This is a genomic window from Marinomonas foliarum, assembly GCF_003337275.1.
Classification (GTDB): domain Bacteria; phylum Pseudomonadota; class Gammaproteobacteria; order Pseudomonadales; family Marinomonadaceae; genus Marinomonas; species Marinomonas foliarum.
The window spans coordinates 140,218-153,949 of record NZ_QPJQ01000001.1; the positions used below are offsets into that span (position 1 = coordinate 140,218).

Here is a 13,732-nt window from a genome sequence, read left to right on the forward strand (position 1 = left end):
AAAATCCACTAGCTGACCTCACGTGCTATACGCTCACCAATGTGGTCGAGGTCAATAATTTCATCTGCTAAATTCGCTTTCTCTACAGCCATAGGCATACCGTAGATAACGCAGGACTCTTCACTTTGGATCCAAACTTTGGAGCCAGAATTTTTTAACATCCGAGCCCCTTCTCTACCATCCACCCCCATACCAGTCATTACAACCGACAATACTTTACCCGGGTAGCATTTCGAAGCAGATCCAAACGTAACATCGACAGAAGGCTTGTAATTAAGTCGCTCATCGCCATCAAGGATACGCACGCAGCCTCCATTTCGAGGATCAATCATCATTTGCTTTCCACCCGGTGCCAAAAGTGCAACCCCAGCTTGCAGACGATCACCGTCTTGAGCTTCTTTCACTGTAATTTGACAAATATTATTTAATCGTTCAGCAAAAGCACCAGTAAACGCTGCTGGCATATGTTGAACCAACACAATAGGCGCAGCAAAGTCCTTAGGCAACTTACTTAACACTGCCTGCAAAGCCATGGGTCCACCAGTCGATGTACCAATAGCAACAAGACTAACTCGCTTCCTCATACGCGGAATAATAACGCCACGTTCGGTCACAATAGGCTTGGGAGCCTCTCTTGGAGCAAGAGCAGCAACAGGCCTTCTATCTCCAGCAAATCGAGTTCTTGCTACCGCCAATACACGGTCAACCAATGCCCGTTTAACAATTGCCGAATCTCGAGAAATATCCTCGAAATTCTTCGGCATAAAATCAACCGCACCTGCTTCTAATGCATCTAAAGTAACTTTAGCTCCCTCATGCGTTAGTGAGGAAAACATTAGAACAGGTGTAGGCTTGAGCTTCATGATATTAGTTACTGCGGCAATGCCATCTAACACAGGCATTTCATAATCCATAGTAACTACATCAGGAGATAAAGATTGTACCTTCTCTATTGCTTCTCGCCCGTCATTTGCAGTACCAACGACGGTCAATCTAGGGTCAGCCTCAAATATTTCGACTAAACGGCGTCGAAAAAAACCTGAATCATCAACAACCAGCACCTTTACAGGCATATCACATCTCCTAAATGAGTAGCTTACTACCTAGATGCGTAAGACTTAAGCATACTAGGTACATCCAGAATTAATGCAATACGACCATCACCAGTTATTGTTGCACCTGCCATACCTGCAGTACCTTGCAACATTTTACCTAATGGTTTTATAACCACTTCTTCTTGGCCAACTAACTGATCTACAACAAAGCCAACTTCACTCATACCTACCTGGACAACAACTACATGAGCTTCGGTTGGAAGGTCTCCTTTGTTGCTATTCTTAATAAGCCAGCTCTTAAGATGGAAGATTGGTAGTGTCTTCCCTCTAATTACAACAACTTGCTGACCATCAACCACGTTGGTTTTTTTCAGGTTAAGATGGAAAATTTCATTAACGCTAACCAGTGGGAAAGCAAAAGCCTGATCAGATAATGTCACCATTAATGTCGGCATAATTGCTAACGTTAATGGAACCTTAATGATAAAGCGTGAGCCTTGCCCCAACACTGATTTAATCTGCAAAGTACCGTTCAGCTGAGAAATTTTCGTCTTAACAACGTCCATTCCCACACCACGACCAGATACATCGGTTATTTCAACCTTGGTTGAGAAACCAGGTGCAAAGATTAAATTAAACGCTTCTTCATCAGACAAGCGCTCAGCCGCATCAGTATCCATCAAGCCTTTTTCTACAGCCTTACGGCGAAGAACGTCAGGGTCCATACCTGCTCCATCATCTTCGATGGACAGTAGAATATGATCCCCTTCCTGCTCTGCAGAAAGCACAACATGACCAACTCTTGATTTACCTTTAGCTTCACGAATATCTGGTGATTCGACACCATGATCTACCGAGTTTCGAACCAAGTGAACAAGCGGATCGGCTAGTGCTTCTACTAGGTTTTTATCTAAATCTGTTTCTTCACCTCGGAGCTCTAAATTCACTTCTTTTTTCAAATTACGAGCCAAATCTCGAACAACTCGTGGAAACTTACCGAATACCTTCTTAATAGGCTGCATTCGGGTTTTCATCACGGCGTTTTGCAAATCACCGGTTACAACGTCTAAGTTTGAGACCGCTTTCCCCATAGACTCATCGTCACTTTGCAAACCGAGTCGTACAAGTCGATTTCTAACCAACACCAACTCGCCGACCATATTCATTATGTCGTCTAATCGTTTGGTATCAACACGAACAGTAGCCTCTTGAGTAACTGGAGCGTTAGCAACTTTTTCTTTTACATGCACTGGCTCTTCGGCAGGTTTAGCCGCCGCTTTCGGTGCTACTTTAGGCTTAGCGGGTGCAGCCTTCGGCTCTGCTGCTGCTTTTGGTTTTGCTTCAGCTGCAGGTTTGTCCGCTTTTTTAGAACTATCTTTGCTCTGTAAAGTATCTAACAAAGACTCAAACTCATCCTCTGTAATGATGTCTGACTCAATGTCAGCAGGCGGTGATTCACTCGCTGCTTTTTCATCTTTTTTAGATGGGCTACCGTCTCCATGAAGCTGATCCAGTAAGGCTTCAAATTCATCTTCTGTTATTTCGTCTGAAGATGTTACCGCCTCACTTTTCTCTTCATCGTCTATTCCTGGCGCACTATTACCATGTAGTTGATCTAATAAAGCATCAAACTCATCTTCGGTAATCTCGTCATCTGTTTTTGAGTCAGATTGAGACGCTTTAGCACCCTCAGCACTTTTGTCTGTCGCCTTTACAGGAGCATCACCAAGCGCATCAAGCAGGGATTCAAATTCATCATCAGAAATATCTTCAGGCTCATCCGCAGAAGCAGCCTCTTCCTTCTCAGGCTCCTCCTCTACTGCCTCATCTTCAGCAACTTCTTCGACGTCATCATCCTGAGCAGCAAGCTCTTCTGCAGTTGGCGGCTTTGCATATACAGCGAGCGCTGCAATTAGCTCTGGGGAAGCAGGTTCAGGATCACCACCAGCACGAACAACCTCGAACATTTCGTTTACAGCATCAAGCGCCTGCAAAACGATGTCCATCAAATCAGAATCTATTTTACGCTGACCGTTCCTTAAGATATCAAAAACGTTCTCAGCATAATGACAGCATCCAACCAACGCATTTAATTGTAAAAACCCAGCACCACCTTTGACGGTGTGAAAACCACGAAAGATTGCGTTCAGCAATTGCTTATCGTCTGGATTCTGCTCTAAATCTACTAATTGTTCGGAAAGCTGTTCTAGGATTTCACCAGCTTCTACCAAAAAATCTTGTAGTATCTCTTCATCGACCTCGAAACTCATCCTCAGCTCCTTCTAGAAACCAAGACTTGATAGCAAGTCGTCTACTTCGTCTTGACTATTCAGTACTTCAGGGTTGTTTTGTTTATTAATAGCTGGGCCATGTCCACGAGTGTCATCGTGTTCAGACTCTTTCTCTGTGTGTTCAATACCGGAGATACTATCAACGCGTCCAGCAACAGCAACGAGATGTACAAGTTTTTCTTCTACATCACGAATTAAATCATTCACTCTAGCGATAACTTGACCAGTTAGGTCTTGATAACCTTGCTCTAGAAGAATTGTGTTGAGGTTTGAATGCAAGGTGGTGGCACTATCGTCCGCATAAGATAAGAAGACATCAATACGCTTGTATAAATCTCTAAATTCTTGCGGCGTTAAATCTCGCTGAATTAAACGACTCCAGTCTTTGCGTAGCTCTCTCGCCTGGCTTTGTAGTTCGCTGGCGACAGGAACACTACTATCAACCATATCCATGGTTTTATTAGCAGCTGCACTAGTCGTTTCAATAACATAATTCAACCGATCCGAGGCATCAGTAATTTTGGTAACAGACTCGTTCCCGCCTTCACCAACAACAAGGTCCATTGAATCAACCTGAAAATCACGAATAGCATCATGCAAACTTCGAGTTAAAAAACCCACCTCGTTGTAGAAACTATTATGACGAGCTTCACTCAGTTCTTGAATCTTTTTAATTGCCCCACTGAAGTCACCGACTTCTATGTGATTTAAAAGCTCAACTGCGCCGTCTTTAACTAGATTTTCAAAATCCACTAGTCCAGATCCCAATATCTTTGACATCTACATTCCCTATTTTGCAGCATCTATTCGTTCGAATATTTTCTCAATTTTTTCTTTGAGAGCCACCGCAGTAAACGGCTTAACAACATAACCATTCACCCCAGCCTGAGCTGCAGCAATAATTTGGTCACGTTTAGCTTCTGCCGTTACCATAAGTACTGGAATACTTTTCAATTTTTCATCTGCACGTACGGCACGAAGTAATTCAATCCCAGTCATACCTGGCATATTCCAATCGGTCACGAGAAAATCAATCGTCCCAGCTTGAAGTATAGGTAACGCAGTCGTCCCATCATCAGCTTCAACTGTATTGGTAAACCCTAAATCCCGTAATAGGTTTTTAATGATTCGTCTCATTGTCGAGAAATCATCAACAATCAGGATCTTCATGTTTTTATCCAATGCAACCTCCACACCCTAAAGGTAATATTTCACAACTCATAATTAATCTCGCCAATCACTTAATCTAGCTCTCAATCTCATAGCCGCTTGACTATGTATTTGACTAACTCTTGATTCACTAACACCTAGTACTGCGCCAATTTCTTTTAGATTAAGTTCTTCATTATAATAAAGAGACAAAACCAGTTTTTCTCTTTCCGGTAGATTATCAATCTCTGTGGCTAATTGACTCTGAAAACCACCCTCTTCTACTAAAGAGTAAGGTGCATTTTCCACTTCGGATTCAACGCTATCTAGATTATTTGTATCAGAGTCTAGCATCTCTTCATAGCTAAACAACTGAGTAGACATGGATGAATGAATCATTTCATGGTATTCATCCATGCTTATATTCATGTGTGCTGCCACCTCCATATCTGAGGCTTCTCGACCTAGGGTCGCTTCCAATTCCTTTATAGCATTAGCAACCGCTCTACCGTTGCGTCTAACTGAACGAGGAGCCCAGTCCGTTTTTCGCACTTCGTCCATAATGGAACCACGAATACGAATCCCAGCATAGGTTTCGAAGCTAGCACCCTTGGTAGATTCAAAGCGTTTATACGCCTCAATAAGCCCCATCATGCCAGCTTGAATTAAATCATCTACATCTACACTATCGGGCAATCTAGCCAATAGGTGATAGGCAATTTTTTTCACTAAATACCCGTATTGCTCAACAATCGCATCTATTGAGAGAGTTGCTTTTTTGGAGTATGTGTTATATCCGTTTTTGGTCTGCATAAAATAGTCTAAGCAACCTTTACCATTTAAGTTAGTTGCGCTAACTAACTGTACTACATAGTTTGGCGCAACGCTTTCAGTAATAACATAATTTTACTAACTACCATACTTTAGTGACCCATAAAGCTGACTATAGTGCTCTGCTGTATAAACAGCTCTACTAATCAGGTTATGTGCACGAGCTGGCTCGATATCATCTGGTATCCTTTGGCCATCCGCGATATATACAACAGGAAGCCCTTCTTCAATAACTACACTAATCGCTTCACCAAGTGAAGCTGATTCGTCAAGCTTACTTAAAACACACCCATCCAACTGCACCTGAGAGTAAACTTCAGTTACTGTTTTCAACACTTGTCTTTGACTTGTACAAGGCAACACCAATAGCTTTTTCAGGCTAGCTCTTGCGCGCTTCATCATTAACAATTGCCGTTCAAGGTTGGAATCTCTTGGGTTCATACCTGCCGTATCAACAAGCACTAAAGAGTAATGCGCGTATTTTGCCAACACTTCATTTAAATCAGAGTATTCATTAACGACTTCAACTGGGACGTTTAAGATACGGCCAAATGTTCTCAACTGTTCATGAGCGGCTATTCGGTATGTATCTGTTGTAATTAACACAACACCTTCAGAGCCATGCTTCAATACATGCTGAGCGGCAATTTTACCGATCGTTGTCGTTTTACCAACACCTGTGGGGCCCATAAAGGCAATACAGCCACGCAATTCAGAAGAGCTAGATCGAATAGGTATATAGTCCGCCAAGTGCGCCAACAACCGATTCCAGTCATCTTCACGCCCTTTAAGGTCTATGTCATCCATTAGTCTAGACACAACAAACTCAGATAAACCTAAACCTTTCAGTTTTTCACGCGCTCTAGCCTCCACAGAGGACTCTTTAACTGAGCTTCGATTATCATTCTGCTGATGCTGCTCTAACATTGCTCGAACATTTTTCAGTTCTAGTTCCATGTCCTGCAATTGCTTAGCATTTTCGCTGTTCTTTACAGACAAGGCCTCTTCAACAGCTGGGTCTTCCTTATCATCAGAAAGTGGCGGCATTTCAATTTGAGAGGCTTGACGCGATTCCGCATAAGAAGGTGCATCATTTTTAGGTGGCGTAGTTTGCTGCTTTGCTCGTTCGATACGTTCTAAATAATTCGCACTAGGGTCGGCAGAAGAGTCCGAACGTGGCGAACTAGAACGCTTAGATGACATGCTAGAAGGTAATGATCCATCGTAATCTAGAGCGGCAACAATTTCTATCTCGCCTGTCGGCAGACGTTGATTTGACAAGATAACCGCATCAGGACCTACGGCATCACGAACTTTCCGTATCGCTTGACGCATGTCTGGTGCTCGAAACCGCCTAATTTGCATGAATAACTTAATCCTTACAGTTTATTTTTCTTACAAATCCATAGCTTACCCGAAAGATTCCAATAAATATAGATACAATATTTTACAGAAAACTGGCAATTGCTATTGTCCAATAACCCCCACGACTGTAATGCGTTTATGGTCTGGAACCTCTTGATACGAAAGTACAGACATATTCACCATACCGTAGCGCATAAAACGCGCCAACATGGGTCTAATTGGTGCAGAAACAATCAAAATAGGTGTATTTCCCATCGCCTCTTGCTGCTCTGCAGACTGCCTCAAAGAGGTTTGCAATTGCTCTGCCATCTGTGGCTCTAGGATCAACGCCTCCTCATTTTTAATACCAGACTGCTGACTCTGCTGAACAGTCTGCATTAACATTTTTTCTAACTGGGGCTCTAAGGTCAATACAGGAATTTCATCAACACCATCTGCCAATGTTTGAATAATCAATCGTGACAAGGAGGTTCTTACTGCCGCAGTTAATATCATAGGATCTTGGGTTTTTGGCTGAACACCCATTATCGATTCAGCGATCGTCCTCATATCTCTTAGAGGAACACCTTCGATCAATAGATTCTGCAACACTTTAAGCAAGACACTTAAGGGCACAGTATTAGGTACTAACTCTTCGGCCAACTTCGGATTGTACTGTTTCAATAGACTCAATAACTGCTGAACTTCATCATGACCAATCAACTCATAAGCGTGTTTATGCATTATTTGGTTAATATGGGTAGCGACGACAGTACTAACGTCAACCACAGTATAACCATAGGTTTGTGCCTGATCCCTTTTCTTTGGGTCAATCCAAACGGCATCCAAACCAAATGAAGGGTCCTTACCAGCGATACCATCAATAGACCCAAAGACTTGACCTGGATCAATCGCCAAATCTTTATCTGGATGCACTTCAGCCTCTGCCAAACTCACGCCCATCAGTGTGACTCTATAAGCATTTGGCATCAAATCCAAATTATCCCGAATATGAACACTAGGCACCAAAAAGCCCAAATCTTGGGACAATTTCCGACGCACTCCCTTTATCCTAGCCAATAATTCACCACCCTGCGTTTTATCAACCAAAGGAATTAAACGGTAGCCAACTTCTAAACCCAGCATATCCACAGGAGCCACATCGTCCCAGCTTAAGTCCCTCACCTCTGCTGGTGCGGAACCTTCTGCAGGTGTCTTCGTTGCATTTTTGGCACCTTGTTTTGGCTTTTGTTTCTTACGGAATTCTAAAAAGTACGCCAACCCACCCAAACAAGCCGCTAAGGAGAGAAAAGAGAAATGAGGCATTCCAGGCACAACACCCATAATAGTCATCACGCCAGCAGCAACATAAAGCGCTTTTGAAGACCCAAACATCTGACGGACTATTTGCGACCCCATATCGCCCGTCTCATTCACCCTAGTCACCATGATGGCTGCAGCAGTAGACAACATCAAAGAAGGCAGCTGAGCAACTAGACCATCACCAATCGTTAAGAGTGAATAACGCTCAATAGCTTGCGTAAAAGAAAGGTCATGCTGGGCCATACCGATCGATAAACCACCAATAATATTAATTCCAAGAATCAATAACCCAGCAATTGCATCCCCTTTCACAAATTTTGAAGCACCATCCATAGAGCCATAAAACTCTGCTTCGGAAGCAATTTCTGTCCTGCGTTGCTTGGCCTGATCTGCGTCAATCATACCCGCATTTAAGTCAGCATCGATGGCCATCTGTTTACCTGGCATCGCATCCAAAGTGAAACGAGCACTAACTTCAGAAATACGGCCAGCACCTTTGGTAACAACTGCAAAGTTGATAATCATCAAAATAGCAAAGACCACAAAACCGACAACATAGTTGCCACCAATCACAACCTCACCAAAGGCCTGGATTACCTTACCGGCAGCATCACCACCTTCATGGCCATTTAACAAAACCACACGTGTGGACGCTACGTTCAGTGCCAACCTCATTAAGGTCGATACCAACAGAACCGTCGGAAACACTGCAAAATCTAACGGTCGCATGGAATAAATAGCGACCAAAAGCACCACAATAGCTAAAGCGATATTAAAGGTGAAAAGAACGTCTAGTAAAAACGCGGGAATGGGGAGAATCATCATCGCCAAAAGCGACAATAACAAAATAGGAATCCCTAGATTCCCACTAAAAATACCCTGAACCTGCCCAGTAAGTCGACCGCGGTCAAAATTCACACGACATCCTTAATGGAGGAGAATACACAAAACATAATTAACTACCGTCCCACTGAAATTCATCAGGCACTTCTAAGTTTGGCATAGCTTCTGGTTGCGGCGCCCCCATACGAGCATTACGCAACTGATATACGTAAGCCAGCAATTGAGCTACTACTTTAAATAACCCTTGCGGTATTTCTTCACCGATTTCTGTATGGTGATACACAGCTCTTGCCAACACTGGAGATTGTATCACAGGGATATCATAGTGATTGCCGACTTCTCGAATTTTCAGAGCAATAAAATCACCCCCTTTAGCAAGTAGTACAGGAGCAGCCCCACCGACTTGATCATATTTAAGCGCTACAGAGAAATGTGTAGGGTTCGTTATAATTACATCAGCATCTGGCACATCAGACATCATTCGGTTCATTGCAGCTTGACGCTGCAACTGACGAATTCTCCCTCGCACCATAGGATCACCCTCTTGCTGCTTAAATTCGTCTTTCACTTCCTGCTTAGTCATTTTCAATTTTTCTTTATGAGACCAAACCTGAAACGGCACATCAATAGCGGCAATAAGCGCCAAAGCAAGGGTAACAAAGATAAAAGACCAAATGACAATGTCGATACCATGTGAGATAGACAACTCTATTGACTGAAAAGTTAGACCTAAAGTCTCCGGCAAAAAATAATTCAATACTAAAGTGGCCACAACCCCCACCAGCGTCACTTTTGCAATCGACTTGAGCAGCTCCACCAAAGACTGAACCGAAAACATTTTCTTAAGCCCGGCAATAGGATTCATTTTGCTTAGCTTCGGTATTAGCGGTTCCCACGCAAAGTTCAATCCACCCAAGGCAATACTGCCAACAATACCTGCGACTGCTAGCACTGACATTAACACCACCATTGAATCCATCATTGTCACAACAGATTCATATAGATGAAAAATCATACGACTCAGATCAAAAGCATCAGCTCTTTCAAGCAAAAAATTAAAATCGAACAACACCGCTAGATCTCGAACAAGAAGCGTTCCTGTGCCATAAATCGTCGCGGCAGCAACAATTAACAATAAAGCAGCACTAAGGTCTTTAGATCTGGCGATATTTCCTTTATTACGTGCGTCCTGAAGCTTTTTACTACTGGCGTCTTCGGTTTTTTCGCTACCGTCTTCATTTTCAGCCATGTAAATGAACCCCCCAAGTCACCTTCAGCCAATCCATTAACTCGCCAAAGAAAAGCAAATATATGTTTAAGAAATCATCCAGCATAATCCAGAAGAAGAACAGTGAAAATAGCATAATAATTGGAAAGCCAAGCGCAAATATATTCAATTGGGCGACGCTTTAGCAACAACACCAAACGATAAATTGATGATCAAAACAGAAACAGCCAACGGCAATACAATAAGCAATGCTTTTTCAAACATCCATCCACCCAGCGATACTAACTGCCAATAACGCTGACTATCAAAACCACTACCAATCGGCCAATAATTAAAACTCTCAGCCAAATACTCTATCATCACAAGATGACCATTTGTGCCTAAAAAAGCAAGAGCAACCATAGACAAGTAATACTGCCCGAGTGTTGCGACCGAAATACCATTTGCAGGATCATTAGACATAGCAAAACCCAAGCCCGCCTTCATTGCTGCAAGCTGACCAGCAAGAGAAAATAGTTGAAACAATATCGTGACGATAAACCCCAAAACAAAACCAATAACTAACTGCTCAGCAATTAGAACAATATAAGCAGGAGAAATAGGATCGTAATAAGGTACATTTATAACTGGCGTCACAATAACAGCGACAAGAAAAGAAAACGATATGCGCACGCGCGAATTCACCAGTCGACTGCCAAATAAAGGCAGCGCCATGAAAAAAGCACCAATACGGAAAAAAGGCAAAAGGAAGCTGATAGTCAGGTCAAGTAACTGATCAGGATTAATTTCTAACATCAGCCTATTATCATAGGTATATTAATAAACAAACTTGTCGTGAAGTCCATCAGCTTAGTCAAAATCCAAGGGCCTAGTTGCATAATCACCAAAATGGTCACTATTAGCCTAGGTAAGAAAGATAAGGTCTGCTCGTTTATTTGCGTTGCAGCTTGAAACACACTCACAATCAAGCCAACAAATAAACTAGGCATCATTACGACACCTACAATTAAGACAATCAAATAAAAACCTTGTCCATATAGATCTAAAACTACCTGAGGGTCCATAGCTAAATCCCGAAACTCGCCGCCAAAGTACCCATAATCATAGACCAACCATCAACCATCACAAAGAGCATAATCTTGAATGGTAAGGAAATAATAATAGGAGAGAGCATCATCATACCCATTGCCATCAATACACTGGCAACCACCATATCGACAATAAGAAAAGGAATAAAGATCATAAAACCAATCTGAAAAGCGGTTTTCAATTCGCTCGTTACAAATGCTGGCATCAAGATAGTGAAAGGCAAGGTCTCCATGGAGTCAATCGTTCCTTCTCGCCCTGCCAACTTAACAAAAAGAGCAATATCATCCTCCCTTGTTTGAGCAAGCATAAAGTCCCGAACAGGAACAGAAGCAGCTTCAACGGCTTGAACCGATGTCATTTCTTCATTTAAATAAGGCTGTAAAGCCACTTCATTTACTCTGTCCAAAGTCGGCGTCATGATAAATAACGTTAAAAACAATGCCATACCAATCATAATTTGGTTCGATGGTGTCTGCTGCAAACCAATCGCCTGACGTAGAATAGCTAAGACAACTACAATCCGTGTAAAAGCTGTCATCATCATCAAAGCCGCTGGCAACAAAGTCAGCGCAGTCATAATAAAGAGAATTTGCAATGAAACCGTATAATCTTGACTGCCGTCAGGATTAGTGACAACTTTCACTGCCGGCAAGCCTACCTCAGCCCAAGATCCCCCTGGCATCACCAGCAACAAAAGCAAGATAAGACGCATCACGTGGCATCCCCATCATTTTTGTTCGCTGCTGCCTTTTCCCGATCAACCTCTTTCATCATAGAGGCAAATGAGGTTGTTTTAGATGGAAAGCTTCGCAGGTGACTAATAGCTTGAGGAGTCACACCAATTAACAAGCGCTCACCCTCAACCTCAACCAACATGAGCTTTTCTTTGGCACCAAGGGACTGAGCGCTAATAATTTTAATATCAGATTGGCCAAGCTTCATTTGAGCGAATTGAAAGCGCTTCATTAGCCAAAGGCATGCAGGTATAAAAGCGATAACAAAAATTAGAGAAAGAACAACTTTCCAAATAGATGAACTCACAGACATGTCTTGCGCACCAGCGGCGCACAAAAACGGAGACGCCATACAAAGTATGGCGATAAAAACACGATCAAAAGAAAAAAAGCTCAATATATACTACTTAAGTCGTCTAATACGCTCGCTTGGGCTAACTACATCAGTCAAACGAATACCGTACTTGTCGTTAACTACCACCACTTCGCCATGCGCAATCAATGTTCCATTAACCAACACATCAAGAGGCTCACCAGCAAATCGATCAAGCTCCACAACTGAACCTTGCGTTAGTTGCATCAAATTACGGATCGCAATTTCCGTGTTACCCAATTCCATAGAAAGGACAACAGGAATATCCATAATTAGGTCAAGGTCTGACCCAACGCCACCACTAGGAACAGCAGGATTCGAAAGTGTTTCCAACTTAACAGGCTCAACTTTCTGTTCTGACATTGCTGCCGCCCATTCGTCTTCAATACCTTCACCATCCTCTGATTCACCAGCCTCAGACATTGCCGCTGCCCATTCATCAGCTAAGTCTTCATCCATTCCTGCTGCGTCTGGATTTTGTTCTTCTGCCATGCTACTTCGTCACCTTCGTTTTAAAACTTTCTTCCATTTGTACTGAATAGCGCTCGTTACTCACACCTAACTTGCCTTTAAATGTAGGCACACCATTCGCTCGAACGGTTACAAATTCAGGCATTTCTATCGGAATAACATCACCCGCTTTAAATTTTAAGACTTCACCTAAAGATATCTTTCTATTAGCCACATTTACCGATAAATTAACATCAATCTCTTTAACATCTTGCTCAAGAGATTTACCCCAACGATCGTCTTTTTCATCCACGTCACTCTGTACACCAGCATCAAGCAACTCTCTTACTGGCTCAATCATTGAATAAGGTAACGTTATATGAAGCTCACCACCACCGCCATCTAGCTCAATATGAAAAGTGGATACCACCACAACCTCGCTAGGACTAACTATGTTCGCCATTGCGGGATTTACTTCTGAACTAATGTACTCTAGTTCAAGCTTCAATACGGGAGCCCACGCCTCCGTTAAGTCAACAAACACTTGCTCTAACATTAATTGAACGATTCGGATTTCTGTTGGTGTAAATTCTCGCCCCTCAATTTTTGCATGTCGACCGTCACCACCAAAGAAATTATCCACTAACTTAAAAACCAGTTTAGCATCAAGAATAAAAAGCGCAGTACTTCTTAAAGGACGAAACTTTACCAAGTTCAAACTAGTGGGAACATAAAGGGTATGAACGTATTCACCAAACTTCATGACCTGCAGACCGCCTGATGAAACATCAGCAGTACGGCGAAGCATATTAAACAAACTAATCCGCGTATAACGAGCAAATCGTTCGTTAATCATTTCCAAAGTGGGCATACGCCCACGCACAATACGCTCTTGACTGGTGATGTCATACGACGCCACGCCATTGGCGTCTCGATTATCCTCTTCTGTAGGTTTTTCATCGGCGCCATGTAAGAGGGCATCGATTTCATCCTGTGACAACAGATCTTGAGCTGACATAATT

The 13,732-nt window shown here is 42.6% G+C and carries 14 protein-coding genes; all 14 read right to left on the minus strand.

Features of this window, described 5'->3' with window-relative positions; genetic code table 11:
- Positions 1-8 precede the first annotated feature (8 nt).
- A complete protein-coding gene (locus DFP77_RS00700; RefSeq protein ID WP_114410384.1) occupies positions 9-1,073 on the minus strand; it encodes a protein-glutamate methylesterase/protein-glutamine glutaminase in 1,065 nt (354 codons plus the stop codon).
- Between the two features lie 26 nt (positions 1,074-1,099).
- Complete coding sequence (locus tag DFP77_RS00705) at positions 1,100-3,325, minus strand: chemotaxis protein CheA (protein WP_114410385.1); 2,226 nt, start codon at positions 3,323-3,325, stop codon at positions 1,100-1,102.
- A gap of 12 nt (positions 3,326-3,337) precedes the next feature.
- Entirely contained in the window at positions 3,338-4,126 is a 789-nt protein-coding gene (locus tag DFP77_RS00710; protein WP_114410386.1) for a protein phosphatase CheZ, read from the minus strand.
- A gap of 9 nt (positions 4,127-4,135) precedes the next feature.
- Positions 4,136-4,516 carry a chemotaxis response regulator CheY gene (locus tag DFP77_RS00715; RefSeq protein ID WP_012071097.1) on the minus strand — a complete coding sequence of 127 codons (381 nt, stop codon included), beginning with the start codon at positions 4,514-4,516 and terminating at the stop codon, positions 4,136-4,138.
- 54 nt (positions 4,517-4,570) lie between these two features.
- A complete protein-coding gene (locus DFP77_RS00720; protein ID WP_114410387.1) occupies positions 4,571-5,308 on the minus strand; it encodes an RNA polymerase sigma factor FliA in 738 nt (245 codons plus the stop codon).
- A gap of 96 nt (positions 5,309-5,404) precedes the next feature.
- Positions 5,405-6,691: a flagellar biosynthesis GTPase FlhF gene (gene flhF, locus DFP77_RS00725; RefSeq protein ID WP_114410388.1), complete on the minus strand. Its 1,287-nt coding sequence runs from the start codon at positions 6,689-6,691 to the stop codon at positions 5,405-5,407.
- Between the two features lie 102 nt (positions 6,692-6,793).
- On the minus strand, positions 6,794-8,911 hold the full coding sequence (gene flhA, locus DFP77_RS00730; RefSeq protein WP_114410389.1) for a flagellar biosynthesis protein FlhA: 2,118 nt from the start codon (positions 8,909-8,911) through the stop codon (positions 6,794-6,796).
- A gap of 37 nt (positions 8,912-8,948) precedes the next feature.
- On the minus strand, positions 8,949-10,085 hold the full coding sequence (gene flhB, locus DFP77_RS00735) for a flagellar biosynthesis protein FlhB (RefSeq protein ID WP_114410390.1): 1,137 nt from the start codon (positions 10,083-10,085) through the stop codon (positions 8,949-8,951).
- A 144-nt stretch (positions 10,086-10,229) separates the two neighbouring features.
- Positions 10,230-10,859 (minus strand): flagellar biosynthetic protein FliR, encoded by a 630-nt coding sequence (locus DFP77_RS00740; RefSeq protein WP_258860974.1) that lies wholly within the window; start codon positions 10,857-10,859, stop codon positions 10,230-10,232.
- Positions 10,859-11,128 (minus strand): flagellar biosynthesis protein FliQ, encoded by a 270-nt coding sequence (fliQ, locus tag DFP77_RS00745; RefSeq protein WP_114410391.1) that lies wholly within the window; start codon positions 11,126-11,128, stop codon positions 10,859-10,861. The genes DFP77_RS00740 and fliQ overlap by 1 nt, the downstream gene beginning before the upstream one ends.
- 2 nt (positions 11,129-11,130) lie before the next feature.
- A complete protein-coding gene (gene fliP / locus DFP77_RS00750) occupies positions 11,131-11,865 on the minus strand; it encodes a flagellar type III secretion system pore protein FliP (RefSeq protein WP_181858472.1) in 735 nt (244 codons plus the stop codon).
- Complete coding sequence (gene fliO / locus DFP77_RS00755) at positions 11,865-12,284, minus strand: flagellar biosynthetic protein FliO (RefSeq protein WP_239543980.1); 420 nt, start codon at positions 12,282-12,284, stop codon at positions 11,865-11,867. The genes fliP and fliO overlap by 1 nt, the downstream gene beginning before the upstream one ends.
- A gap of 6 nt (positions 12,285-12,290) precedes the next feature.
- On the minus strand, positions 12,291-12,752 hold the full coding sequence (fliN, locus tag DFP77_RS00760) for a flagellar motor switch protein FliN (RefSeq protein ID WP_114410393.1): 462 nt from the start codon (positions 12,750-12,752) through the stop codon (positions 12,291-12,293).
- Position 12,753: 1 nt separating this feature from the next.
- Positions 12,754-13,728, minus strand: coding sequence for a flagellar motor switch protein FliM (gene fliM / locus DFP77_RS00765; RefSeq protein ID WP_114410394.1), 975 nt, complete (start codon positions 13,726-13,728; stop codon positions 12,754-12,756).
- Between the last annotated feature and the right edge of the window lie 4 nt (positions 13,729-13,732).

Coding starts and splice junctions, on each gene's coding strand:
- flhF (WP_114410388.1), bottom strand. CDS start 6,691: ATGCAAATTAGGCGGTTTCGAGCACCAGACATGCGTCAAGCGATACGG.
- fliQ (WP_114410391.1), bottom strand. CDS start 11,128: ATGGACCCTCAGGTAGTTTTAGATCTATATGGACAAGGTTTTTATTTG.
- fliM (WP_114410394.1), bottom strand. CDS start 13,728: ATGTCAGCTCAAGATCTGTTGTCACAGGATGAAATCGATGCCCTCTTA.
- DFP77_RS00710 (WP_114410386.1), bottom strand. CDS start 4,126: ATGTCAAAGATATTGGGATCTGGACTAGTGGATTTTGAAAATCTAGTT.
- DFP77_RS00720 (WP_114410387.1), bottom strand. CDS start 5,308: ATGCAGACCAAAAACGGATATAACACATACTCCAAAAAAGCAACTCTC.
- DFP77_RS00740 (WP_258860974.1), bottom strand. CDS start 10,859: ATGTTAGAAATTAATCCTGATCAGTTACTTGACCTGACTATCAGCTTC.
- fliP (WP_181858472.1), bottom strand. CDS start 11,865: ATGCGTCTTATCTTGCTTTTGTTGCTGGTGATGCCAGGGGGATCTTGG.
- DFP77_RS00705 (WP_114410385.1), bottom strand. CDS start 3,325: ATGAGTTTCGAGGTCGATGAAGAGATACTACAAGATTTTTTGGTAGAA.
- DFP77_RS00715 (WP_012071097.1), bottom strand. CDS start 4,516: ATGAAGATCCTGATTGTTGATGATTTCTCGACAATGAGACGAATCATT.
- flhB (WP_114410390.1), bottom strand. CDS start 10,085: ATGGCTGAAAATGAAGACGGTAGCGAAAAAACCGAAGACGCCAGTAGT.
- fliN (WP_114410393.1), bottom strand. CDS start 12,752: ATGGCAGAAGAACAAAATCCAGACGCAGCAGGAATGGATGAAGACTTA.
- DFP77_RS00700 (WP_114410384.1), bottom strand. CDS start 1,073: ATGCCTGTAAAGGTGCTGGTTGTTGATGATTCAGGTTTTTTTCGACGC.